The following is a 23,692-nucleotide window of genomic DNA, read 5'->3' as shown; positions in this document are numbered from 1 at the left end:
ATGCGGGAACAACGAGTGCTGATCGCGGGCTGCGGCGATGTCGGAACCCAGCTGGGAGTCAGGCTGAGTGCACAGAGGGCACAGGTGTTCGGGCTTCGCCGTACTATAAACCAGCTGCCCGCCGGCATCCATGGCATTGCTGCCGACATGACCGATCCGACCACGCTGAGTGAGCTGCCGGCATGCGACTGGGTGTTCTATACCGCTGCGGCCAAGAGCCGTGACCCCGAGGTCTATCGCCGCACCTATGTGGACGGACTGCGCCATGTACTGGAGGCGCTGCCCAGGCCCCCCAGGCACCTGTTCCTGACCAGCAGCAGCGGGGTCTATTCCCAATCCGAGCATGAGTGGGTGGATGAGCAGTCCGTCACCGAGCCTGAAAGCGAGAGCGGCCGTATTCTGCTGGCCAGCGAGCAGCTGGCCCTGAACAGCGGCATACCGGCAACGGTGGTGCGGTTCAGCGGTATTTACGGTCCCGGACGCAACCATCTGCAACGGCTGGTCGAATCGGGCATCGCGGCACCCAGCGAGCCGGTGCATTACAGCAACCGCATCCACAGTGCGGATTGTGCCGGTGTACTTGGGCACTTGCTGCAACTGGCATTGCAGGAACAGACATTGAAACCGCTGTATCTGGCCAGTGATGACAGCCCGACACCGATTCATGAAGTGATGGAGTGGCTGGCGGCTGAGCTGGGAATCGAGATTCGTGAGCGCCAGCCGGGGCGCCGGGGCGGCAGCAAGCGCTGCAGCAACCGCCGGCTCAGGGCCAGCGGCTACCGCTTTCGTTATCCGGATTTTCGAAGTGGCTACACTGAGCTGCTGCGAAAGGTGTGATCAGACCGCCAGCTCATCCAGCAGTTTCTGCTGCGCACTGAAACGCTCTTCGCCCTCTTTCGGCTGTACCAGAGTGTAGCTGCCATCCGAGTGCAGCTCCCAGGCCTGGGCGTTGTCCTGCAGATAGTAGTCCAGCTCCTTGCGGATGCGCTCGGCGTTCTTGCCGAACAGCTCGAAGCCGGTTTCCACCCGGTTGAGCATGTTGCGCTCCATCCAGTCGGCGCTTGAGCCGATCACCACCGGCTTGCCACCGTTATTGGCAAACCAGTAGATACGGGTGTGTTCAAGGAAGCGACCGATGATGGAGCGCACACGAATATTCTCGGAGATCCCTTCCAGCCCAGGGCGCAGGCGGCACATGCCGCGGATAATCAGATCGATCTGCACGCCGGCCTGAGAGGCCTCGTACAAGGCACGGATCAGCTTGGGCTCGGTCAGACCGTTCACCTTGATGATGATGTGCCCCTGCTTGCCCGCCTTGACGTTGCGAATCTCGTTCTGAATCAGCTCCAACATTTTGGCATGCAGCGTGAATGGCGCGTTGTAGAGCTTCTGCAGCTTCTGAATCTTGCCCATGCCGGTAAGCTGCTGGAAGATCTTGTGGACGTCTTCACCCACCTCGTTGTCGGCGGTCATGTAACTGTAGTCGGTGTAGAGCCGTGCCGTGCCGGAATGGTAGTTGCCCGTGCCGAGATGGCAGTAGCGCACCAGTTCGCTGCCTTCACGGCGCACGATCAGCATCATCTTGGCGTGGGTCTTGTAACCCACCACGCCATACACCACCAGACAGCCCGCTTCCTGCAGACGGCTGGCCAGCTGCAGGTTGCTCTCCTCGTCGAAGCGCGCCCGCAGCTCAATCACAACGGTCACTTCCTTGCCGTTTCGTGCCGCTTCCACCAACGCGTTGACGATATCGGACTTGACCCCGGTACGGTACAGGGTCTGCTTGATCGCAATCACGTCGTTGTCCTTCGCCGCCTGACGCAGCAGGTCCACCACCGGCGTAAAGGACTGGAACGGATGCAGCAGCAGCTGATCGTTCTTGCGCAATGCACTGAAGATATCTTCGTTGTTCTTCAGCTTGTTGGGCAGGTTCGGGGTGAAGGTTTTCCAGCGCAGCTCCGGCCGCTCCACCAGATCCCGTACCGCCATCAGGCGGGTCAGGTTGACCGGGCCGTTAACGCGGTACACATGGCTGTCGGGCAGGTTGAACTCCGCCTGCAGGAAGCTGATCAGATTTTCCGGCGTGCGGCTGTCCACCTCAAGCCGTACGGCATCACCGAACTTGCGTGAGTGCAGCTCACCGCGCAGTGCGCGGGCCAGATCCTCGATCTCCTCGAAGTCAAAGCTGAGGTCGGCGTTACGGGTAATGCGGAACTGGTAGCAGCCGTCCACCTTCATCCCCGGGAACAGCTCCTCGGCAAACTCATGGATGATCGACGACAGGAAGATCAGGTTGTCACCGCCCTCACACAGCTCATCCGGCAGTCGGATCAATCTTGGCAGGGAGCGCGGCGCCGGGATGATCGCCATGCCGGTCTCGCGGCCGAAGGCATCTTTGCCGTCCAGTTCAACAATGAAATTGAGGCTCTTGTTCACCAGCCGCGGGAAGGGGTGAGACGGGTCCAGCCCGATCGGGCTGATCACCGGTACGATCTTCTCTTCAAAGTAGTCCCGCACCCAGGCCAGCTGCTCCGCTGTCCAGTCGGCTCGGCGGCGGAAGTGGATATTTTCCGCTTCCAGTGCCGGGAACATAATGTCGTTCAGGATCTTGTACTGGCGTTCCACGTTGATGGCACAGATCTCGGCAATCTTGTCGAGCACCTTCTGCGGATGCATCGCATCCGGTCCTACCGCCTCGCGGCCGTACTTGAGCTGGCGCAGCTGTTCGGCCACCCGAATTTCGAAAAATTCATCCAGGTTGCTGGAGAAGATCAGCAGGAACATCAACCGTTCCAGCAGCGGATAGCTTTCATCCAGCGCCTGCTCCAGAACCCGCACGTTGAACTGCAGATGGCTCAGCTCACGATTGATGTAGAGCTCCGGTGCCTTCAGATCCACCGGCAGCTCTTCGATCGGATCAATGGTCGGCAGTATCTCCCGGCTCTCCAGCAGTGCGGCCGTCGCCTCACTTTGCTCCAGCGTCACAGTCACATCCTGACTGATATCATTCATTACGATTTCTCCCGGGTTGATACTGTCGTCCATTCGATCGGATTCTCTCGTTTATCGCTGTAACAGTTCCGCCGCCCTGACCGCAAAGTAGGTCAGAATGCCATCGGCGCCCGCGCGTTTTATGCATGTCAGGCTCTCCAGAATTACCGACTCTTCATCGAGCCAGCCGTTCTGGAACGCAGCCATGTGCATGGCATACTCGCCACTGACCTGATAGACAAAGGTCGGCACTTTCAGTTCGGTTTTCACACGGTGCACGATATCCAGGTAGGGCATCCCCGGCTTTACCATCACCATATCGGCCCCTTCGGCCAGGTCCATCGCGACTTCATGCAGTGCTTCATCGCTGTTGGCCGGATCCATCTGGTAGCTGAACTTGTTGCCCTTGCCCAGATTGCCCGCCGAACCCACCGCATCACGGAAAGGGCCATAGTAGGCACTTGCATACTTGGCAGAATAGGCCATGATGCGCGTGTTGACGAAGCCGTTGCTTTCCAGCTCGTCACGGATCACGCCGATACGGCCATCCATCATGTCGCTGGGCGCCACCACATCGGCACCGGCTTCGGCATGGGATACCGCTTGCTGAACCAGCGTATCCACCGTGCGGTCATTGAGTACATAGCCGGTCTCATCGATGATGCCGTCCTGCCCGTGGGTGGTATACGGATCCAGTGCCACATCGGTCATGATGCCCAGTTCCGGCACAGCGGCCTTCAACGCGCGCACCGCCCGCTGCACCAGTCCGTCCGGGTTGTAGGCCTCTTCGGCAAACTCGCTCTTGGCCTCGGCCGGTGTCACCGGAAACAGCGCCAACATCGGAATCCCCAGCTGGCTCCAGTATCTGGCCTTCTCAACCAGCAGATCAATGCTGTAACGCTCCACGCCGGGCATCGATGCCACCGCTTCCACCTGATTCTCGCCTTCCAGCACGAATACCGGATAGATCAGGTCATCGGTGGTGAGGACATTTTCACGCATCAGACGGCGTGAAAAATCGTCAGCACGCATCCGGCGCATGCGGGTTTCGGGGTAGAAACGCTGACTGTTGGTAAAAGCCACGGCTCGATTCCTTTTTCAGGTGCATTGGACGACAAAAAGATGACAGACAGATGACGGGATTGCTGATGACGCTTTGCCACCTGTTTGGTATTGGCCTCATCTTAACGTAATCTGTGACCACTGCGACACGACCCCTGTGGGGCAAGTGTGGAAAACTTTCAATTGCATCGATGGTTACAGTCAAAAGGAGTTCAGCCCATGAAAAAGATCGCGGTGATTCTGTCCGGAAGTGGTGTATTTGATGGCTCCGAAATCTACGAATCGGTTCTTACCTTTCTGCGCCTTGAGCATAATGGCGTGGCGTATCAGTGCTTCGCCCCCAATGTGGAGCAGATGCACGTGATCAACCACCTGACCGGCGAAGTGGCCGAGGGAGAAAGCCGCAACGTACTGGTTGAAGCGGCGCGTCTGGCGCGCGGTGAAATCAAGGATCTGGCCGAGGCCAACCCTGACGAGTTTGATGCCCTGATCATTCCCGGTGGCTTTGGTGCCGCCAAAAACCTGAGTGATTTTGCCGTCAAGGGTGCCGACTGCACGGTCAACCCGCAGCTGGTCAACTTTGCCCGTGCCATCCATGATGCCGGCAAACCGGTCGGCCTGATCTGCATCGCGCCGGCGATGACGCCGAAACTGCTCGGCACCGGTATCCGCTGTACCGTCGGCAACGATGAAGGCGTGGCCGGGGCGATCAACAGCATGGGCGGCCTGCATGAAAACTGCCCGGTGGATCAGATCGTGATCGATAGCGACAACCGGGTTGTCACCACTCCGGCCTATATGCTGGCCGGCTCCATCTCTCAGGCGGCCTCCGGCATCAATCGCCTGGTGGATGAAATAGTAAAAATGGCCTGACAGGCAAAATTAGGAAAAATTCCTATATCCATAAATTTCTGGCCCGGCATAATGGGTCTTGTGGATCTCCTGTTCAGGGAACGAATACAAGGATGGCCACGGAGCAGTTCAGGACGCACGGAGTGCACAGGCAAGAGGCCGCTTTTACAACTGCAGGGATACGGATGCCAGAGAGAGGAGCCTGATGACGGATCATCGGCTCCTTTCGCTTTTTATGGACACTGAAACTGTTCACGGCAAGCGTCGTTCAGCGTGCCGTCCAGCCCCCGTCCAGTGTCATGGTCTGACCGGTCATGTTGCGTGCCGCCGGACTGATCAGAAACTGACACACCCCCGCCAGCTCCTCAATACTGATGAACGCGCCCTTGGGCATCGGCTTTAGCATGATCTCGTCGACCACACTCTGTTCTGAAATCCCGTTGGCCTTGGCCTGTGCCGCGATCTGTTGCTCAACAAGCGGAGTCAATACATAGGAGGGACAGACGGTGTTGATGGTAATGTCGGTATCGGCCGTTTCCAGCGCCACGACTTTTGAAAAGCCCAGCAGGCCATGCTTGGCCGCTACATAAGCGCTTTTGTAGGGTGATGCGACCAGCGCATGGATGGAGCCGATATTGATGATGCGACCAAACCCCTGCTGCCGCATACCGGGCATCAGGGCGCGGGTCAGCATGGCAGCCCCCGTCAGCATCACCTGAATCAGCTGATCGAATTTTTCCGGCGGAAAGTCCTCCAGCGGCGCCACATGCTGCAGCCCTGCATTGTTGATCAGCACATCAACTCGTTCGCCGGCCAGCATCTCGATGCTGCCGTGGTCAGACACATCCAGTGCCAGCGCCCGAGCATCTCCGCCTGAGGCCTCTATCTCACTGGCAACCTCGGCGGCGGCCTGCTGCCTGAGATCCGTTACCAGAATGCTGTGGCCTTCAGCGGCCAGCGCCAGTGCAAGCCCCTTGCCAATGCCACTGCCGGCACCCGTGATCAGTACACGCATCTGCTCTCTCCTTTTCCACAGCCCTGAGCAGGCATTTCAGATGAGTGCAGATAACTATAGCAGGGGTTGGCGCAGCCTGGCCTGGCAGGATGAAAACTGTCGGATTTGCCCCTGCTGCCAGAGTTCTCGCCCCAGTGCATCCAGCGGCTGCTGACGGCCCGAGGCGATCCACTGTGCCAGAGCAGTTGCCACATCCGGCCAGGGCGATGGACTGCCTGACGGTTGTGCCAGCCACGCCTCTACCGACTCCAGCGTCAGTTCCGACATGGTCATGGCCAGCGCCATCTGTTCCAGTACCACGGCGTTGGAGCGCTGCTCCACCTGACTGTGCAGCGGCTTGACCAGCAGCTTCTTGCCTGCCTGGATCGCCTCGCTGCAGAGGCCAAAACCGGCATTGCTGATTACGCCGGCACAGCTGCACAGATCACGCTGGAACCCTTCACGAGAGAATGGCTGCAGTTCCAGATGCCCTCGCCGCTGGGGTGTTGCGATATTGCAATAAATACGAAAGCGATACCTCGGAAAGGCGCCCAGCCAGTAGATCACCTCATCCATGGATTCGAACGGCAGATACACCAGAATCTTGTCCGGCTCTTCACTCAGTGGATAGGATGGAGGGGCGATCAAAGGCGGCAGTATGGGGGCATCGAAGTGGTGCCAGTGTACGCCCACCGCCTCATCCACCGGGGCGAACAACTTGAGTGATGGTTTCAACCAGGGCTTGAACCCGGTCCCGGGGATGGGGTGGTGGAAGGCATATTGGTGGGCAACGCCCAGTGACGGCACACCCTGATGCCGCGCCGCCCAGGCGGTTACCGGTTCAAAGTCACTCAGCACCAGATCGTAGCGACTCAGATCCAGCTGGCGATAATCGTGCAAGAACTCCAGCGGACGGCTTTGCGCCAGCGTTTTCAGCCAACTGACCCGTCCGGCCGAGGTCACGAAGGTAAAGCCTTGGCGGGCTTCGAAGCGCCCGAAACACTCCATGTTGAACAGTTGCTGTGGCGCCCTTCCACTCAGCAGAACATCGACCTCAACCCCGGCCGCCTGCAACGCCGGCAGCAGCACCCGTGCGCGGGTTATATGTCCATTCCCGGTGGCCTGAACACCGTACAGAATACGCATCAGAGCCACTCCCACAGGCCCAGCGCCAACACGGCCGAGGCAATACCGAGCAGGGCTCCGGCGGCGATATCCGTTGGGTAGTGAACGCCCAGCAGCACGCGCGAACTGCCGATCAACAGAGCCAGAATAAAACCGGGCAACAGCAGTGAAGGATAGAATTGCGCCAGCAACATGGCAAACACAAAGGCTGCAGCTGTATGACCGGATGGAAAGCTGAACTTGTCGGAGGGCTCAATGGCAGCGCGAAACCCCTGCAGACGGTGACAGGGCCGGTCACGCCGGATGGTGTTTTTCAGCAGCAGATAGAGCGGCAACTCAATGCCGTAGGCCAGTATCCCGACCAGCAGAAAGGCCTGACCATCTTCCGACTCCCACAGTGCCAGCGTCAGGCCCAGCACAAGATAGAGACCGCCATCTCCCAACCGGGAAACCCAGCGGCTGCCAGCCATCACCGGTGCATGCTGACCGTAGCCGTTGCACCAGAAGAAAGCGCGAGTATCGAAGGCATTAAGCTTCTGCAGACGGTTCATGGCGACCACCCCTTGTTGGTACTCAAGTGGTCATTTTTCGTTCAGAGCGGTGACGGGGCCGTTACATGTGGTTGAAGCTTTGATGACAGCCCGATCAGCGCTGCAGCCATTCAGTAATCAGTTGTGTCAGCCGTGCCGGGTTGTCCCAGGGCAGCATGTGCCCTTCCCCTTCAACCCCGATTAGCTCAAACGGTTGCTGCAGCCAGTCTCGTACCCGCTCGGAATAACTCAGCGGCAATACCTCATCCTCACTGCCGTGGATGATCAGCCCGCGGAAATCAAACGTCTGTGACAGGCTGCCAACACGGTGTGTAAACAGGCTGGACAGGGTGCGGAGCGGATAGTCGAATACAATCAGAGGGTCGCTGTTGATCTCTTCACCAGCGGGGTGGCCGGCCAACAGACGATCATAGTCGATGAAATTCTTCATCGGCAGTTGTACACCGGGCAACAGTAACGCACTGCTCCAGATCCATGACCAGCCGATCTGGTGCAGCATGTCCGGTGCCATTTCGGGCACCAGCAGCGTTCCGCAGATCAACCGTTCGATACGTGGTTCCTTCTCGGCACAGGCCAGCGCCAGCAAGGCTCCGATGGAGTAGCCGTAGAGATAGACGGGGCCGCTGAAAGTCTGCCGATAGTGGTCAATGATCTCACTCACATCAGAGCAGACCTGGTCCACTGTATACAGGCCACGCTCGCCACCGGAGTAGCCGTGACCTCGCAGGTCCACACCGACCACATTGAACCCCTGGGCAGACAGGTCAGACAACAGCTCGGCATAGAGCTCGGAGTAGGTGCCGATGCCGGGAATGAACAGCAGCAGCGGAGCTTCCTCATCTGCGCAGGGATACAGCTCGGTATGCAGTGGCAGCGTACCGATGCGGACACACCGGCGCTGCTCCAGCCGAGGCTCAATACCCAGCTTGCGGCGCAGCTCGGTGCGTTGAAGATCAACGGGCGGGTTATAGCAACTGTTCATGCAACTCCTCAACGCTGGCAGCGGCGACAGTACACGGTACTGCGCTGACCCAGCCTTATTTCGGTAAGCGGCTCGCCACAGCCATGACAGGGCTGGCCTCCACGGCCATATACATCCAACACCTGACTGAAGTAGCCAGGCTTGCCATCACCACCGACAAAATCACGCAGGGTGGTTCCCCCTTGCTCAATGGCTGCGGCCAAAACGGACTTGATGGTATCCACCAGTGTGGCCAGCCTCTCTGCAGAGATACGGCCCGCCGCTCGGCGTGGATCGATTCCGGCACGATACAGGGCCTCATTGGCATAAATATTACCGACCCCAACCACAACCTGCGCATTCATGATCAGTGCCTTGATCGCTGTTCTGCGCCCCTTGCAGGCGGTCTGCAAATACTCGGCGGTAAAATCCTCGCTCAGTGGCTCCGGTCCAAGATGGGCCAGCAGGCTGTGCTCGGTGCCGTTTTCCTGCCAGAGTACGGCACCAAAGCGGCGCGGATCGGTCAGGCGCAGCAGCTGGCCGGATGCCAGTACAAAATCCACATGGTCATGCTTACCGGGGGCTGTGCCCTGCGGCAAAATACGCAGACTGCCTGACATCCCCAGGTGGAGGATCAGCTGACCACGACCGAAGCGCAACAGCAGATATTTGGCGCGTCGCTCCACCTGTTGCACCACGTCACCCTCAATCCATTGCGCCAGCTGCGCAGGCACCGGCCAGCGCAGCATCGGCTGACGCACATCCAGTCGCGTCACGCGCTGATGTTCGATATGGGGCGCAATGCCTCGTCGCGTGGTTTCAACTTCCGGCAGCTCAGGCATTGGCTTTCTCCTGTAAAGGCCTGGCCGGGCGCAGCACCAGATAGACCCCGATCACCGCCAGCGCCATCCCGCCCAGCGCCAGTGCCGAAAGCTTTTCACCGAACAGCCACCAGGCCTCCAGTGCCGTCACGGGCGGCACCAGATAGAAATAGCTGGCCACCCGTGCCACCTCGCCTTCGCGGATCATCAGCATCAACAGCAGAATGGCGCTGACCGACAGGCCAAACACCAGCCAGAGCAGCGCACCGATCAACTCCGGATGCCACTCGATCGTCTGGGTTTCCAGACTGAAGCTCAGCAGCGCCATCATAAGTGCTGTAGACAGATACTGAAAAAAGGAGCCCGTCAGCAGATCCGTCCCCGCGCCAAAACGCTTCTGGTACAGCGTACCGACCGAGATGCCTGCCAGTGCCACCATCGCGGCGAGTACAGCTTCGGTACGCACTTCAAAGCTGCCCGGCTGAAGGCCACTGCCCAACACCAGCACCACACCCAGCAGTCCCAGCAGCAGACCGCCCCACTGGGGTCGGCGCAGGGTCTGGCCGGTCATCATCCAGGCCAGAACCGCTGTCAGCACCGGTTGCAGTCCGACCAGAATGGAGGTGACGCCAGCCGGAAGCTGCCACTTGATGGCGGCAAACACACCGCCCAGATAGCAGCCATGCACCAGTGCCCCGGCGACCAGTTGATGCATCGCCTGTGCCGGTGATGGCCAGCGTGCACGGAACACCAGTATCAGGGCAAAGAACACACCCAGCGTCAGCAGCATGCGAATCAGCAGCAGGTTGAATGGCTCAATGTAGGGCAGAGCAAAACGCGCACCGATAAAACCGGTACTCCAGAGCAGCACAAACGCCAGCGGTACAAAACGAATCAGCGAGGGCGGGACAAACATTCAGGGGCCTTCTGCACAGGAAACAAACCTTACAACAACGGTCGGATATACAGCATGCCAGAAAATAAAAAACCCCGCAGCACATTCAGCACTGCGGGGTTCCGGGATCTCCGGTCCAGAACCAATTACTTGATCTTGGCTTCCTTGTAGATCACGTGCTTGCGAACAACCGGGTCGTATTTCTTGAATTCGAACTTGTCCGGGGTGTTACGCTTGTTCTTGTCGGTGGTGTAGAAGTGACCGGTTCCTGCAGAGGAAACCAGACGGATCTTCTCGCGTGCGCCTTTAGCCATGATTCAAATCTCCTCAGACTTTCTCGCCACGGGCACGCAGTTCGGTCAGAACCGAATCGATACCCTTCTTGTCGATGATACGCATGCCCTTGGAGGAAACACGCAGACGTACGAAACGGTTTTCGCTTTCTACCCAGAAACGGTGCCAATGCAGGTTCGGCAGGAAACGACGACGCGTTTTACGGTTTGAGTGGGAAACGTTGTTCCCGGTTACCGGGCCTTTGCCCGTTACCATGCAAACTCGAGACATAGTGACTAAACCTTTCTAACAAGGGTTATGTTTACTTCCGTTCGATGTTTATTGGCTGCACAACCGGTGCGGCCTCAGGCGGAGCGTCCCATACGAATGAGCCGGACAGAATACCGTACCATTAAGGAACAGAAGGCCGCATATCATACAGAAGCAACCCCCGTCACGCCAGTGAATTGTTGAATTTTTCACCAGCGGTCACAGCAGCCCACGCTCGGCGAACGAAACCGTCTCGCCGTCACCGATCACCATATGGTCCAGTACCCGAATATCGACCAGCCCCAGCGATTGCACCAGCCGGTCAGTGATCTGTCGGTCCGCCTGCGACGGCTCAGCCACACCGGACGGGTGGTTGTGTGCCAGAATCACCGCCGCGGCATTATGTGCCAGCGCCAGCTTGACCACCTCGCGCGGATGCACGCTGGCGGCATTGATGGTGCCATAGAACAGCGCCTCGTAGCGGATCACCCGGTGGCGGTTGTCCAGCAACAGACAGGCGAACACTTCACGCGGCTCATGCCGCAGGCGACTGGCCAGATACTGGCGCACCATGGACGGGCTTTCCAGCGCCGACTCGCGCACCAGCTGGGCTTCCAGATGGCGCCGCGACATCTCCAGCACCGCCTGCAGCTGCACATATTTGGCCGGCCCCAGACCATGGGCCGTGCAGAAGTCAGCCTCACTGCACTCCAGCAACGGTCTCAGGCCGCCAAAATGCTCCAGCAGTTGCCGTGCCAGATCAACGGCACTGCAGCCCTGCACGCCAGTGCGCAGAAATATCGCCAGCAGCTCTGCATCCGACAGCGCGGCAGCCCCCCGCGCCAACAACTTTTCCCGTGGCCGCTCCTCTGCAGGCCAGTCACTGATCGCCATGCTCACCTCCCTGTGAGTGTGAATCCGGGCTGAATCGTCTACGCATTGCCCGTCTGAAGTGGTATCTTAACGCCCCAAACCAGAATGAGAAACTATCGGACATTCAGGGTATGCACAGACTCACTAACCGACAGATTCTGCTCGGGATCACCGGTGGCATTGCCGCCTACAAAAGTGCCGAACTGACCCGCCTGCTCAAGGGCGCCGGGGCCGATGTACGCATTGTCATGACCGCCGCTGCGACCGAATTCATCACGCCACTGACACTGCAGGCACTGTCCGGGCATCCGGTGCATCAACACCTGCTCGACCCCGAAGCCGAGGCGGGCATGGGCCATATCGAACTGGCCAAATGGGCCGATCTGATTCTGATCGCCCCGGCCAGTGCGGACTTCATCGCCCGTTTCAGCGCCGGCATGGGCGATGACCTGCTGACTACCCTGTGCCTGGCCACCGACGCGCCCATCTGTCTGGCGCCCGCGATGAACCAGGCGATGTGGCGCGACCCCCGTACCCAGCACAATATCCAGCAGCTGAGCCATCAGGCTGTCAAGGTGTTTGGTCCTGGGGTTGGTGCTCAGGCCTGTGGCGATACCGGCCCCGGCCGCATGCTGGAGCCGGAAGAACTGGCCGAACTGACCGCCGAGCAGTTTCAGCACGGCACTCTCAGCGGCCAGCGTGTGTTCATCACCGCAGGTCCCACCCGGGAGCCTCTGGACCCGGTCCGCTTCATCTCCAACCACAGCTCCGGCAAGATGGGCTATGCGCTGGCAGAAGCCGCCGCCGATGCCGGTGCCGATGTGCGCCTGATCAGCGGTCCCGTCAACCTGCCGCCGCCCCCGCGGGTGGAGTGTGTTCAGGTTGAAAGCGCCGAGCAGATGCTGGCCGCTTCGCTTGACGGCGTTGAACAGTGCGACATTTTTATCGCCGCCGCTGCCGTGGCCGACTATCGCCCGGTGGCGGTCGCCGAGCACAAGATCAAAAAGGGCAGCGAAGAGATTATGGAGCTGCGCCTGATCAAGAATCCGGATATCGTTGCCACCGTTGCCGGGCTGGAACGGCAACGCCCCTTCACCGTGGGATTTGCCGCCGAAACCCGCGACGTGATCGAATATGCCCGCAACAAGCTGGAACGCAAGGGGCTGGATCTGATCATCGCCAACGATGTGTCCAATCCCGAAATCGGCTTCAACAGCGATGACAACGCCGTCACCCTGGTCAGCACCGCCGCCACTGTCAGCCTGCCGCAGGGCCCCAAGCGGCTGCTGGCACGTCAGCTGATTGAGCAGATCGCCGAGCATTTTCACCGCAACCGTCAGAGAACAAAATGAAAGCACTGCAAGTCAAGATTCTGAGTGACCGCATCGGTCGTGACATTCCCCTGCCCGCCTACGCCACCGAAGGCTCCGCCGGTCTCGATCTGCGCGCCTGCCTTGATCAGGCACTGACACTGGAGCCGGGGCAGACCGAGCTGATCCCCACCGGACTGGCGATTCATATCGCGGATCCTGGCCTGTGCGCCATGATCCTGCCGCGCTCGGGCCTTGGCCACAAGCACGGCATCGTATTGGGCAACCTGGTGGGGCTGATCGACTCCGACTATCAGGGCCAGCTGTTTGTGTCCTGCTGGAACCGGGGCCAGACCACCTTCACCATCGAGCCGGGTGAGCGTATCGCTCAGATGGTTCTGGTACCGGTGATGCAGGCCGAATTCGAGATTGTCGACGAATTCAGCGACTCTGAACGCGGCGCGGGTGGCTTCGGCTCTTCCGGTCGCCACTGAGTCAATCAGTAAACACTTACTCACGACAGGGAACAGTATCAATGCCCTATCCGTTAGAGCAGTTCGACCGTGACATTTTTCGGGCCTACGATATCCGCGGCATCGTTGGTCAGTCGCTGACCGATGCAACCGTGTATCACATTGGCCGCGCCTTTGCCGCTGCAGCCGCGGCGCGCAACATTCGTGAGGTCGTTGTTGCCGCCGACGGTCGCCTTTCCGGCCCGTCACTGAAGCAGATTCTGATTCAGGGACTGACCGACAGCGGCTGTCAGGTGCTGGATATCGGCTATGAACCCACACCGGTACTGTATTTTGCCGCGCACCAGCGTGACGACCAGACCGGCATCATGATCACCGGCAGCCACAACCCGGCTGACTATAACGGCTTCAAGATGATGCTCGGTGGCGAAACCCTGTCCGGCGATCAGATTCAGGATCTGGCTCGCTGCATCGAGCGGCAGGCATACGTGGACGGCACCGGTGCCGCCGAACCGCTGGCGATCGAGCGCGCCTACAGTGAGCGCATCCTGAAGGATATCAACCTCAAGCGCCCGATGAAGGTGGTGGTAGACTGCGGCAACGGCATCGCCGGTGGCATCGCGCCCGAACTGCTGGAGCAGCTGGGCTGCGAGGTGATTCCGCTGTTCTGTGAGGTGGATGGCACCTTTCCCAACCATCATCCCGATCCCGGCAAGCTAAAGAACCTGCAGGATGCCATTGCGGCGGTTAAGGAACATCAGGCCGATCTGGGGCTGGCGTTTGACGGTGACGGCGACCGCGTGGGCGTGATTACGCCATCCGGCCATGTGGTCTACCCGGATCGGGTGATGATGCTGTTCGCCGAGGACGTTTTAAGCCGCAACCCGGGGGCCGAAATTCTGTTCGATGTGAAGTGTTCTCGCCTGTTGCCACAAGTGATCGAGCAGGCCGGCGGCAAGGCCACCATGTGGAAAACCGGCCACTCGCTGATCAAGCGGCAGATGAAGGCGTGCGGCGCCCTGCTGGCGGGTGAGATGAGCGGCCACATCTTCTTCAAGGAGCGCTGGTACGGCTTTGATGACGGCCTCTACAGTGCCGCTCGTCTGCTGGAGATTCTGTCTGGCCGTGACGAAGATGCCGATGCCATCTTCAGCGCCTATCCGGAAGATCTCAGCACCCCGGAGATCAACATCGAGGTGCGTGAAGACAACAAGTTCGCCCTGGTTGAAGCGCTGCAGCAGGTAGAGTTCCCGGGTGGCAGAGTGAGCCACATTGATGGCGTGCGTGTGGACTATGCTGATGGCTGGGGCCTGATGCGCGCGTCCAACACCACACCGGTACTGGTGCTGCGCTTTGAGGCGGAAAATGATGCCGCGCTGGCACGTATCAAGCATGAATTCCAGTCGCGCCTGAGCGCGATCGATCCCGGTCTGCTGATTCCCGATGCCTGACCGGCACTTATATATGCAAGGAGAGAATATGCCTCTGTCCCGTGAACAAGCCATGTCGACCGCCCACATTCTGTCGGTCGCCCTGCCCTACATTCAGCAGTTTGTCGGCAAGACCATCGTCATCAAATACGGCGGCAACGCCATGATCGACGAAAAGCTCAAGGCCAGCTTTGCCCGCGACATCGTGATGATGAAGCTGATCGGCATCAACCCGATCGTGGTCCACGGTGGCGGCCCGCAGATCGGCAGCCTGCTGGAACAGCTGAAAATCGAATCCCACTTCATCAACGGCATGCGTGTCACCGACTCCAAGACCATGGACGTGGTTGAGATGGTGCTGGGCGGCATGGTCAACAAGGAAATTGTGGGCCTGATCAACTCCGCCGGCGGCAAGGCGATCGGCCTGACCGGCAAGGATGGCGAACTGCTGCGCGCACGCAAGCTGAAGGTGAAGCACAAGACACCAGAGATGGAAGCGCCCGAGATCATCGATATCGGCCATGTGGGCGAGGTCGAGAGTGTCAACGTCAAGGTGCTGGAGATGCTGGAAAACTCCGACTTCATCCCGGTCATCGCACCGATCGGCGTGGGTGAAGATGGCCATGCCTACAACATCAATGCGGACCTGGTGGCCGGCAAGGTGGCGGAAGTGCTGATGGCGGAAAAGTTGATGCTGCTGACCAATATCGCGGGCCTGCTGGACAAGAACGGCAAGGTACTGACCGGCCTGACCACTGCACAGGTGGACGAGCTGATCGCCGATGGCACCATCTACGGCGGCATGCTGCCCAAGATCGACTGTGCCCTTGGCGCGGTGAAAAGTGGTGTTCGCAGTGCGCACATCATCGACGGTCGGGTGGAGCACGCCTGCATGCTGGAGATCTTCACCGATGAAGGTGTCGGTACCCTGATCACCAACAAGGCACAGTGACAGGCGGATGATGAACGACAAGGAACAGAAAATTTCACGCCGCGAGCAAATTCTGCAGGCGCTGGCACAGATGTTGGAAAACAACCCGGGGCAGCGGATCACCACCGCGGCCCTGGCACGTGAAGTCGGCGTGTCCGAGGCGGCCCTCTACCGTCACTTCCCCAGCAAGGCACGCATGTTCGAGGGACTGATCGGCTTTATCGAAGAGACGCTGTTCTCACGCATCACGCTGATCACCCAGTCAGATGTGGGCGGCGTGCGGCAGTGCGAGCAGATCCTGACCCTGCTGCTGGCGTTCGTGGAAAAGAACCCGGGCATGGCTCGCATTCTGACCGGGGATGCACTGTCAGGTGAAACCGAGCGTCTGCGGGTGCGCATCAACCAGCTGTTCGAGCGACTGGAAACTCAGCTGAAGCAGATCATGCGTGAGGCAGAGGTACGGGAGGGGCTGCGCACGGAGATCCCGGCCGGCTCGGCGGCCAATCTGATGTTGGCGACTGCCGAGGGGCGTATTCGTCAGTTTGTACGCAGTGAATTCAAGCGCCGGCCAACCGAGTTCTGGCCCGAGCAGTGGGCGCGACTGGGCTCTGGTATTTACCGCATTGCACCTGCCACGTAATCATGGGCGGCAGGTGCAATCGCCCTGCCGTCAGCCCTCTGAGCCCGTCTTCACGGGCTCTCGCTTGAGAATGTGCATCGCCTTGAGCAGATTCAGCGCCTCGTACAACTGATAATCGCGTTCGGCCAGATCTCGACTGCGCGGGCTCTGCTCGGAATTTGCCTTATCCGCATCTCCGTTTTCCAGATGCCCTGCCAGATTGCGCTCTTTTACACCCACCTCCGTCCGGATACCCGTGAGTTTGCCCTCGTCCACTCGCAGGTCTGGCTTGATACCCTGCGCCTGAATGGAGCGCCCACCAGGGGTATAGTAACGTGCGGTTGTCAGCTTGATGGCACGCTCACCTCCCAGGGGCAGCACTGTCTGCACAGAACCCTTGCCGAAGCTGTCCGTCCCCATGATGATGGCACGTTTGTGATCCTGCAGAGCACCGGCCACGATTTCCGATGCCGAAGCGGAGCCGCCGTTGATCAGCACGACCAGCGGAGTATTGGCTGCCGCTGTTTGAGTATTCGCGTTGAATCGCAGCTCAGAGTTCGGCAGTCGGCCTTCGGTGTAGACAATCAACCCGGAATCAAGGAAAGCATTGCTGACTTCAACCGCTGCCTGCAATACCCCGCCGGGGTTATTGCGCAGATCCAGTACCAGCCCCTGCAATGGAGCCACCCGCTGCATCTCTGCAATCGCCTTGACCAGGTCTTCACCGGTATGGGCCTGGAACTGGGATACCCGCAGGTAACCGTAACCCGGCTCAAGCAGCTCATGACGCACGCTGGTCACCTTGATCACATCGCGCACAATCTTCAACTCGAACGGCTTGTCTTCACCATCACGCAGGATGGTAAGGCGAATGGCCGTACCCACCTCTCCGCGCATCAGGTCAACAGCCTGGCTCAGATCCATGCCCTGTACCGGCATGTCATCCAGCTTGATGATCAGATCACCGGCGCGCACACCCGCTCTCTGAGCCGGGGTGTCATCAATCGGGGCAATCACTCGAATGAAGCCATCCTCCTGCCCCACCTCGATGCCAAGGCCGCCAAACTCGCCACGGGTATGAACCTGCAGGCTCTCAAACGCCTCAGGCTCAAGATAGGCTGAATGCGGATCAAGACCTGCCAGCATTCCGCGGATGGCATCCTCAAGCAACTGACGGTCATCCACAGGCTCTACATAGGCCTGTTTGATGCGGTCAAACACATCGGCAAACATCCGCAGCTCTTCCAGCGGCAGCGTCTTCTCTGCCGTTTCCGCTACAGCACTGGATTCAGTTGACGCCTGCTGGGCCAACGGACCAAAGTAAGGCAGCAAACTCAGCGCTGTGATGGCTGTGGCAGTTGCCAGCGGTGTACGCCCATAGAGCTTCATAAGTGTGTTCCCTGCATGGTGAATTAGCGTTTGCCAAGCCAGCTGATCGGATCGATCGAGCGGCCCTGATGTCGGATGGCAAAATAGAGTCCCGTTTCCCCGCTGCCCCCGCTGCTGCCGGCCAGAGCAACCGCTTCTCCGGTGCCAACCCATTCCCCCGGCTCTCGCAACAGGCTATCGTTGTGACCGTAAAGGGACAGATAACCACCTCCGTGGTCTAGGATCAAGACCAGCCCATAACCGCGCAACCAGTCTGCAAATACAACTCGGCCATGGTGTACCGCCTTGACCCGAGTACCTGCCTGAGCAGCAATCAGCATGCCCTCGTAGCTGACATTGTCAACCTGACTGCCAAAGGCCCTCCTCACCGAACCGCTGATCGGCCAGTCCAGTTTGCCCTTGCGCTGACTGAACTGAAGGCCGTCTGTCTGCAGCCTGATCTTCTCCAGTGAGCGACGAATCTCGGCCAGTACCGATTCCAGCTGCTTCTGATCCTGCTGCAGCTGGCTCAGTTTTGACTGATCCTGCTGTTGGTTTCGCTGCAATCGAGCCAGCACATCAGCCTGCCCGGCACGGGCCTGTTTCAGTTTTTCCCGCCGCTGCACCAGCGCGTCACGGGTACTGATCAGATCGGTGTCGGCACGCGCAATCTCGCTGCGAGTTTGCTCCAGCTGCTCAAGCTGCTGCCTGAACTGCTCCAGCTGGCTGGCCAGCCCTGAACTGACACTATCATAATAGCGCAGCATACGAGCCAGCTGTTGTGGGTCCTGCTGTGACAGGATCAGCTGAACGCCCGGCTGCCGCCCCAACCGGTACTGCTCCTGCAGTAACGTTCGGATCTGGGCTTCACGCTCCTGCAAGCCGGACAACAGGCGGCTTTCATCTGCACCCAGGTTACCCCTGTGTTGCTCCAGCTGGCCCAGTCGCTGTTGCAGCTGGTCAAGCTCGGCTGTCACTTCACCTATCTGACGGTCAAAGCGGCGCAGCTCCGACTGAGCGTTCTTGAGATCGTCCTGGCGCTTGCCCACCTGCTGCTGCAGACGCACGATCTGCTGCTTGAGTGCCTGCAGCTGCTTTTCCGTGGCGGCCGGATCCTGTGCCGAAAGCGACAGCGGCAGGCAGAGGAAGAGACAACACAACAGTCGGCCAACATGCCTCAAGATAATCAGCCCAGGTTGACCAGTGAGTGTCCGGTCATCTCTTTGGGAGACTCCAGCCCCATCAGCGCAAGCAGTGTGGGCGCCAGATCACACAGGGCACCATCTCTGAGCTTTACACTGCTCTTACGCGGCCCATCATAGATCAGAGCAACCGGCCATGTGGTGTGGGCGGTATGGGGCTGACCACTGTCAGGGTCTACCATCAGCTCCACGTTGCCATGGTCGGCCGTAATCAGCGCTTCACCCTCAACCTCTTTCAACGCTTCCAGTACACGGGTCAGACACTGATCAACGGTTTCCACCGCCTGGACGGCAGCATCGAACTTGCCGGTATGCCCCACCATGTCACCATTGGCAAAGTTGCATACGATCAGATCAAAGCGGCCGCTGCGAATGGCATCACAGAGCTTGTCGGTGACTTCGGGAGCACTCATTTCCGGCTGCAGATCATAGGTCGCCACCTGCGGAGATGGCACCAGAATGCGCTCTTCGCCCGGGTAAACGGCTTCCTGGCCACCATTGAAGAAGAAGGTAACATGCGCATACTTTTCGGTTTCAGAGATTCGCAGCTGAGTCTTGCCAAGGCTGGACAGGTATTCTCCCAGATCGTTGTGAATCGCCTCCGGCGGATAGGCCACCGGTGCATCGATATCCGCCGCATATTCGGTCAGCATGACATAGGCGCTCAGGTTCGGACATTGCTTGCGGTTGAAGCCGGTAAAATTTTCACCGTCAACGAAAGTGCGTGTGATCTCACGCGCCCGATCAGGGCGGAAGTTGGCGCATATCAGGGTATCGCCATCGCCAATCAACCCAACAGGTTGATCGGACTCCTGAGCAATCACGGTAGCCTGCACAAACTCATCGTTTTCATCCCGGGCATAGGCATTGTGCAGCGCTTCCAGCGCACTGTTCGCCTGTTGCGGAGCATCTCCATTGGTCATCGCATTGTAGGCCAGTTCAACCCGATCCCAGCGGTTGTCACGATCCATGGCGAAGTAGCGGCCGACCACTGTCGCAATTGCACCGATGCCCAGACGCTCGAAGACCGCTTCGGCAGCCTTGATGGAAGGCTCGGCGGAACGTGGCGGCATGTCACGGCCATCCAGAATGGCATGCAGATATACCTGTTTGGCGCCGCGCTTCACCGCCATTTCCAGCAGTGCAAACATGTGCTCCTCATGACTGTGAACACCGCCCGGCGACAACAGTCCCAGCACATGCACCGCTCGCCCCTGCTGGATCGCCTTATCCATCGCATCACACAACACGGCATTCTCGAAGAAGTCGCCATCCGCAATCGACTTGGAGATGCGGGTGAAGTTCTGGTACACGGTACGGCCTGCACCGATGTTCATGTGGCCTACTTCAGAGTTGCCCATCTGCCCCTCGGGCAGACCGACCGCCATGCCCGATGTCTGGATGCGAGAGTTCGGGTTGGATGCCAGAAGACGGTCCCAGGTCGGTGTCCGGGCGGCATCCACCGCAGACGAAGGGGTCGATTCGACCCCGAAACCATCGAGAATAATCAGTGCCTTGGTTGCGCGTGCGTCTGTCATGATCAGCAGTTCTGTCCGGTCGGTTAAAAAACAGGCAGCCATTTTACTGCCTTGGCGCCGGTTTAGCTAACCGGACACCCGCGGATTTGGCCTCAGCCCTTATCCCTGTCACGGCAGCATTGTATACTTGCTCACCTGATATCCCGCTCATCTGACCGGAACGACTATGGAACGCCTGATCGAATTCGCAATACAGCACTATTATCTGGTCGCTGCCTGGGTCCTTACCCTGGCAGTGCTGCTCTGGACCGAAAAGCGCAAAGCCGGCAAATCCGTTTCACCGGCCGAGGCCACTCGCCTGATCAATAAGGAAGATGGCGTGGTACTCGATATCCGTCAGCGCAAGGAGTGGGATACCGGCCATATTACCGGTGCACACCACATCCCCTTTGCAGACCTTGACCGTCGCCTGAACGAACTTGAGAAGTTCCGCGATAAGCCTGTCATCGTGGTCTGCAACCTGGGCCAGGCTGCAGGCAGCGCCTCGAAGAAACTCAAGGCCGCGGGCTATGGCCAGGTCGTTCGCCTGTCAGGCGGAATGACCGAGTGGAAAGCCCAGAACATGCCGATTGTGAAGTGAGAGCCATGACCGAAGTAACTGTCTATCTGACCCGCTGGTGCCCTTTCTGTACCCGCGCTCTGGCCCTGCTTGACAGCAAGCAGGCCGAATATACGGCCATCGATGTGGATGCCGACCCCGCCCTGCGCCAGGAGATGATGCAGCGCAGCGGTCGACGTACCGTGCCACAGATTTTTATTGGTGAAACGCATGTGGGCGGCTGCGATGACCTGTTCGCCCTCGAGCAGCAGGGCAAGCTGGATACCCTGATCAACGCCTGAACTTCCACGTCTTAACAATAAGGAACAACCCATGTCTGATGCTCAAGCAGCCAACCAGCAAGCCACACAGCCACAGTTCGCACTGCAGCGTGTTTTCGTCAAGGACGCCTCACTGGAAACACCGGCTGGCGCCAAAGCCTTTACCCAGGCCTGGCAGCCGGAAATCAACCTTGAAATGAACACCCGTACCAGCCAGCTTGACGAAAAGCACTATGAGGTCGTGTTGACCCTGACCGTTACCGGCAAGAACGCCGATGAAACCGCCTTTCTGGTTGAAGTACAGCAGGCGGGGATCTTCCTGATTGCAGGTATCGAAGGGCCAGAGCTGCACCACACTCTGGGCGCGTTCTGCCCGAACCTGCTGTTCCCCTACGCACGTGAAGCGGTGGACAACTTTGTGACCAAGGCCAGCTTCCCTCCGCTGATGCTTGCCCCGGTAAACTTCGATGCCCTCTATGCGCAGCAGATGCAACAGCAGCAGGCCGCTGCCGCAGCAGAAGAAACTCACTGAGTTTCTGCAGGGGCGGTGATGTCACCGCTCCTGTTTGGCCCAGCGCCGACGTGAAGCAATATAGCTGGCATTGAAGCGCTCGAAGTAATCCTCCAGATGTTCTGCCGCCGCCTGGTCTCCCGCCTGCTCAAGCAGCGCAACCGCCACTTCAGCCGTACACAAGTGTTCCTCAACCGTAGACCGTCGCAGCTGATAGCGGCTAAGTCGATCCGTTTTCGGCTCAATCACCGGCAGATGCTGCAGATAACGGCTGTGCCGAAACATGCGTCGCGCCTGCCGCCAGGTTCCATCCAGAATAATGAACACCGGAATACGTCCTCCACCGGGTACCTGCTTGAGCATCCGGTGCTCATAGTCCTCTCCAGCAGGAAACACCAGACAGGGTGCATAGCGATCATCCTGCAGGGCATCCAGCAGATCCTGAGTCGGCTCGGTACGCGACCACTCAAATATCCGGGTATTGGCGATTGAGTCCAGAATCAGTCGCCCCGTGTTGGTCGGCTTATAAAACTCATAGCGATGCGTCAACAACCAGAACTCACAACGCGCCTGAACAGCCCTGCGCCACTGGCAAATACATACATCGACCGGAAGCCTGCAACCATCACAGCGCTGTACACCCGAGCCTCTGGCTACAAAGGGTTTTCTGGGAGGATTGTCGAGTTTCACCCTTTCTCCTGCTGAATCCTGAACGGGCAGGCACTATACTGTGCGGCTACCAGAGCAGACAAGGTCTGTTAACGACGCCTGCAAGAGCCACACTCATAATGAATGACAGCCGCTTTAACTCACTCATTCCCCCACAGCCGGAAGTGCTGGTTGAAATCGCCCGACTGCTAAAGGCAGAAAACCCTGACCTGGCCCGAATCGCAACACTGATCAAGTCCGATGTCGCACTCTATTCGGTGGTTCTTAAAAGCATTAACAGCCCCTACTATGGCCTGCGAGTCAGTGTTACTTCCATAGAACATGCCATCAGTCTGCTTGGGCTGGACCAGATTTATAATCTGGTACGGCTCACCATACTGCGCAACACGTTGAAAAAAACGGGTCGCATGGAGCGTTTCTGGGATACAGCCAAGGATGTTTCTCAGCTGTCCCTTAATGTCGCAGGCAAGTTGCGTCTCCAGCTGAACAAGGATGATGTGTATACCCTTGGCATGCTGCATGACTGTGGGCTGCCGCTGATGGTCCAGGCTTTTTCGGGTTTTCGCGAGTTCCTTCAGTCCTCACCCAATTTCAATGTGACAGAGCTGGACAAGCAGGAGCGTGAAAGTTTTGGCTTCAGTCATTACCAGGTAGGTGCACGGATGGCTGAGCGCTGGAACCTGCCTCAGCACGTTGCTGATGCCATCCGCTTGCAGCCACAGATGGATGAGGTTCTGTCAGACAAGGTCGATACGGGCGAAAAAACTCGACACCTTCTGGCCGTGCTGGCGCTGGCACAGGATATCAGTTCAGAATACCGCTACTACTGGCGTATCCAGCCGGCACAACAGCTCGAACAGCTGCAACCGGCATTGCGCTTCCTGTCGACCACTGATTATGACTATCTGACCCTGAAGGAAAGGCTGATCGAGGAGATGGCGTAGTTTCCGCGCGTCCACCATGAAGTCAGTGACAGGGCCCGCCGCAGGGAGAGCGCCGGGCCCTTTCTTTTGCCTGGCGTTTATCCGCCCCAATGCAAAAACCCCGGCCTCAACGAGGCCGGGGTTTCTGGTATTAAGTGCCTGGCGATGACCTACTCTCACATGGGGAAGCCCCACACTACCATCGGCGATGACGCGTTTCACTGCTGAGTT

Annotated in this window: 26 protein-coding genes and 1 rRNA gene; 11 read left to right on the top strand and 16 right to left on the bottom strand. The window is 58.8% G+C overall.

The window, feature by feature from the left end; genetic code table 11:
- Nucleotides 1-837: an SDR family oxidoreductase gene (locus ABIE60_RS05015; RefSeq protein ID WP_354468248.1), complete on the top strand. Its 837-nt coding sequence runs from the start codon at nucleotides 1-3 to the stop codon at nucleotides 835-837.
- On the opposite strand, the gene ppk1 is transcribed toward ABIE60_RS05015, so the two are convergent.
- Together ppk1 and hemB are read right to left on the bottom strand one after the other, a co-directional pair.
- Nucleotides 838-3,012, bottom strand: coding sequence for a polyphosphate kinase 1 (gene ppk1 / locus ABIE60_RS05010; RefSeq protein WP_354468247.1), 2,175 nt, complete (start codon nucleotides 3,010-3,012; stop codon nucleotides 838-840).
- A gap of 51 nt (nucleotides 3,013-3,063) precedes the next feature.
- A complete protein-coding gene (gene hemB, locus ABIE60_RS05005) occupies nucleotides 3,064-4,074 on the bottom strand; it encodes a porphobilinogen synthase (RefSeq protein ID WP_354468245.1) in 1,011 nt (336 codons plus the stop codon).
- A gap of 198 nt (nucleotides 4,075-4,272) precedes the next feature.
- On the opposite strand from hemB, the gene elbB reads away from it, so the two are divergent.
- Nucleotides 4,273-4,926, top strand: coding sequence for an isoprenoid biosynthesis glyoxalase ElbB (gene elbB, locus ABIE60_RS05000; protein ID WP_354468243.1), 654 nt, complete (start codon nucleotides 4,273-4,275; stop codon nucleotides 4,924-4,926).
- 247 nt (nucleotides 4,927-5,173) lie between these two features.
- Here the strand turns inward: elbB and ABIE60_RS04995 are convergent, their stop codons facing one another.
- The 9 genes from ABIE60_RS04995 to radC all read right to left on the bottom strand — a co-directional run bounded on the left by ABIE60_RS04995 (nucleotide 5,174) and on the right by radC (nucleotide 11,689).
- Entirely contained in the window at nucleotides 5,174-5,920 is a 747-nt protein-coding gene (locus ABIE60_RS04995; protein ID WP_354468241.1) for a 3-hydroxybutyrate dehydrogenase, read from the bottom strand.
- A gap of 54 nt (nucleotides 5,921-5,974) precedes the next feature.
- Nucleotides 5,975-7,045, bottom strand: coding sequence for an MJ1255/VC2487 family glycosyltransferase (locus tag ABIE60_RS04990; RefSeq protein ID WP_354468240.1), 1,071 nt, complete (start codon nucleotides 7,043-7,045; stop codon nucleotides 5,975-5,977).
- Nucleotides 7,045-7,575 carry a phosphatase PAP2 family protein gene (locus ABIE60_RS04985; RefSeq protein ID WP_354468239.1) on the bottom strand — a complete coding sequence of 177 codons (531 nt, stop codon included), beginning with the start codon at nucleotides 7,573-7,575 and terminating at the stop codon, nucleotides 7,045-7,047. Before ABIE60_RS04985 ends, ABIE60_RS04990 begins: the two co-directional genes overlap by 1 nt.
- A 94-nt stretch (nucleotides 7,576-7,669) precedes the next feature.
- Entirely contained in the window at nucleotides 7,670-8,557 is an 888-nt protein-coding gene (locus ABIE60_RS04980; protein ID WP_354468238.1) for an alpha/beta hydrolase, read from the bottom strand.
- Nucleotides 8,558-8,565: 8 nt separating this feature from the next.
- Complete coding sequence (gene mutM, locus ABIE60_RS04975; protein WP_354468236.1) at nucleotides 8,566-9,378, bottom strand: bifunctional DNA-formamidopyrimidine glycosylase/DNA-(apurinic or apyrimidinic site) lyase; 813 nt, start codon at nucleotides 9,376-9,378, stop codon at nucleotides 8,566-8,568.
- Nucleotides 9,371-10,273, bottom strand: coding sequence for a DMT family transporter (locus ABIE60_RS04970; RefSeq protein ID WP_354468235.1), 903 nt, complete (start codon nucleotides 10,271-10,273; stop codon nucleotides 9,371-9,373). The genes mutM and ABIE60_RS04970 overlap by 8 nt, the downstream gene beginning before the upstream one ends.
- A 125-nt stretch (nucleotides 10,274-10,398) precedes the next feature.
- Nucleotides 10,399-10,566, bottom strand: coding sequence for a 50S ribosomal protein L33 (gene rpmG, locus ABIE60_RS04965; protein ID WP_027854336.1), 168 nt, complete (start codon nucleotides 10,564-10,566; stop codon nucleotides 10,399-10,401).
- Nucleotides 10,567-10,579: 13 nt separating this feature from the next.
- Nucleotides 10,580-10,816: a 50S ribosomal protein L28 gene (rpmB, locus tag ABIE60_RS04960; protein ID WP_091826187.1), complete on the bottom strand. Its 237-nt coding sequence runs from the start codon at nucleotides 10,814-10,816 to the stop codon at nucleotides 10,580-10,582.
- Between the two features lie 198 nt (nucleotides 10,817-11,014).
- Complete coding sequence (gene radC / locus ABIE60_RS04955; RefSeq protein ID WP_354468233.1) at nucleotides 11,015-11,689, bottom strand: RadC family protein; 675 nt, start codon at nucleotides 11,687-11,689, stop codon at nucleotides 11,015-11,017.
- 110 nt (nucleotides 11,690-11,799) lie between these two features.
- Between radC and coaBC the strand changes: the two genes are divergently transcribed.
- The 5 genes from coaBC to slmA are packed head-to-tail and all read left to right on the top strand — an operon-like array spanning nucleotide 11,800 to nucleotide 16,452.
- A complete protein-coding gene (coaBC, locus tag ABIE60_RS04950; RefSeq protein ID WP_354468231.1) occupies nucleotides 11,800-13,020 on the top strand; it encodes a bifunctional phosphopantothenoylcysteine decarboxylase/phosphopantothenate--cysteine ligase CoaBC in 1,221 nt (406 codons plus the stop codon).
- Nucleotides 13,017-13,472 carry a dUTP diphosphatase gene (dut, locus tag ABIE60_RS04945; protein ID WP_354468229.1) on the top strand — a complete coding sequence of 152 codons (456 nt, stop codon included), beginning with the start codon at nucleotides 13,017-13,019 and terminating at the stop codon, nucleotides 13,470-13,472. Before coaBC ends, dut begins: the two co-directional genes overlap by 4 nt.
- A 41-nt stretch (nucleotides 13,473-13,513) precedes the next feature.
- Nucleotides 13,514-14,902 (top strand): phosphomannomutase/phosphoglucomutase, encoded by a 1,389-nt coding sequence (locus tag ABIE60_RS04940; protein WP_354468227.1) that lies wholly within the window; start codon nucleotides 13,514-13,516, stop codon nucleotides 14,900-14,902.
- Between the two features lie 28 nt (nucleotides 14,903-14,930).
- Nucleotides 14,931-15,833, top strand: a complete 903-nt coding sequence (gene argB, locus ABIE60_RS04935; protein WP_354468225.1) for an acetylglutamate kinase — start codon at nucleotides 14,931-14,933, stop codon at nucleotides 15,831-15,833.
- A gap of 10 nt (nucleotides 15,834-15,843) precedes the next feature.
- A complete protein-coding gene (gene slmA / locus ABIE60_RS04930; RefSeq protein WP_354468223.1) occupies nucleotides 15,844-16,452 on the top strand; it encodes a nucleoid occlusion factor SlmA in 609 nt (202 codons plus the stop codon).
- 30 nt (nucleotides 16,453-16,482) lie between these two features.
- Here the strand turns inward: slmA and ABIE60_RS04925 are convergent, their stop codons facing one another.
- From ABIE60_RS04925 to gpmI, 3 genes are read right to left on the bottom strand one after another with little or no spacing between them, the layout of a single operon-like run.
- Nucleotides 16,483-17,820, bottom strand: a complete 1,338-nt coding sequence (locus ABIE60_RS04925; protein ID WP_354468221.1) for a S41 family peptidase — start codon at nucleotides 17,818-17,820, stop codon at nucleotides 16,483-16,485.
- Nucleotides 17,821-17,843: 23 nt separating this feature from the next.
- Nucleotides 17,844-18,959 carry a murein hydrolase activator EnvC family protein gene (locus ABIE60_RS04920; RefSeq protein ID WP_354468220.1) on the bottom strand — a complete coding sequence of 372 codons (1,116 nt, stop codon included), beginning with the start codon at nucleotides 18,957-18,959 and terminating at the stop codon, nucleotides 17,844-17,846.
- 26 nt (nucleotides 18,960-18,985) lie between these two features.
- The gene (gene gpmI / locus ABIE60_RS04915; protein WP_354468218.1) at nucleotides 18,986-20,539 is read right to left on the bottom strand and encodes a 2,3-bisphosphoglycerate-independent phosphoglycerate mutase; all 1,554 of its coding nucleotides are present in this window, start codon (nucleotides 20,537-20,539) and stop codon (nucleotides 18,986-18,988) included.
- 166 nt (nucleotides 20,540-20,705) lie between these two features.
- On the opposite strand from gpmI, the gene ABIE60_RS04910 reads away from it, so the two are divergent.
- The 3 genes from ABIE60_RS04910 to secB are packed head-to-tail and all read left to right on the top strand — an operon-like array spanning nucleotide 20,706 to nucleotide 21,890.
- Nucleotides 20,706-21,119: a rhodanese-like domain-containing protein gene (locus ABIE60_RS04910; protein ID WP_354468217.1), complete on the top strand. Its 414-nt coding sequence runs from the start codon at nucleotides 20,706-20,708 to the stop codon at nucleotides 21,117-21,119.
- Between the two features lie 5 nt (nucleotides 21,120-21,124).
- The gene (gene grxC / locus ABIE60_RS04905; protein ID WP_354468215.1) at nucleotides 21,125-21,379 is read left to right on the top strand and encodes a glutaredoxin 3; all 255 of its coding nucleotides are present in this window, start codon (nucleotides 21,125-21,127) and stop codon (nucleotides 21,377-21,379) included.
- A gap of 31 nt (nucleotides 21,380-21,410) precedes the next feature.
- Nucleotides 21,411-21,890 carry a protein-export chaperone SecB gene (gene secB, locus ABIE60_RS04900; RefSeq protein ID WP_354468214.1) on the top strand — a complete coding sequence of 160 codons (480 nt, stop codon included), beginning with the start codon at nucleotides 21,411-21,413 and terminating at the stop codon, nucleotides 21,888-21,890.
- A gap of 21 nt (nucleotides 21,891-21,911) precedes the next feature.
- Here secB and ABIE60_RS04895 read toward each other — a convergent pair whose 3' ends face one another.
- Nucleotides 21,912-22,559 (bottom strand): tRNA-uridine aminocarboxypropyltransferase, encoded by a 648-nt coding sequence (locus ABIE60_RS04895; protein ID WP_354468213.1) that lies wholly within the window; start codon nucleotides 22,557-22,559, stop codon nucleotides 21,912-21,914.
- Nucleotides 22,560-22,657: 98 nt separating this feature from the next.
- Between ABIE60_RS04895 and ABIE60_RS04890 the strand changes: the two genes are divergently transcribed.
- A complete protein-coding gene (locus ABIE60_RS04890) occupies nucleotides 22,658-23,482 on the top strand; it encodes an HDOD domain-containing protein (protein ID WP_354468212.1) in 825 nt (274 codons plus the stop codon).
- A 136-nt stretch (nucleotides 23,483-23,618) separates the two neighbouring features.
- Here ABIE60_RS04890 and rrf read toward each other — a convergent pair.
- Nucleotides 23,619-23,692, bottom strand: a 5S ribosomal RNA gene (rrf, locus tag ABIE60_RS16550); the annotation flags it as partial.

Source organism: Marinobacterium sp. MBR-109 (assembly GCF_040547565.1).
GTDB lineage: Bacteria > Pseudomonadota > Gammaproteobacteria > Pseudomonadales > Balneatricaceae > Marinobacterium.
Note: the sequence above shows the minus strand (reverse complement) of the source record. Positions and strands in the feature narration are given on the sequence as shown.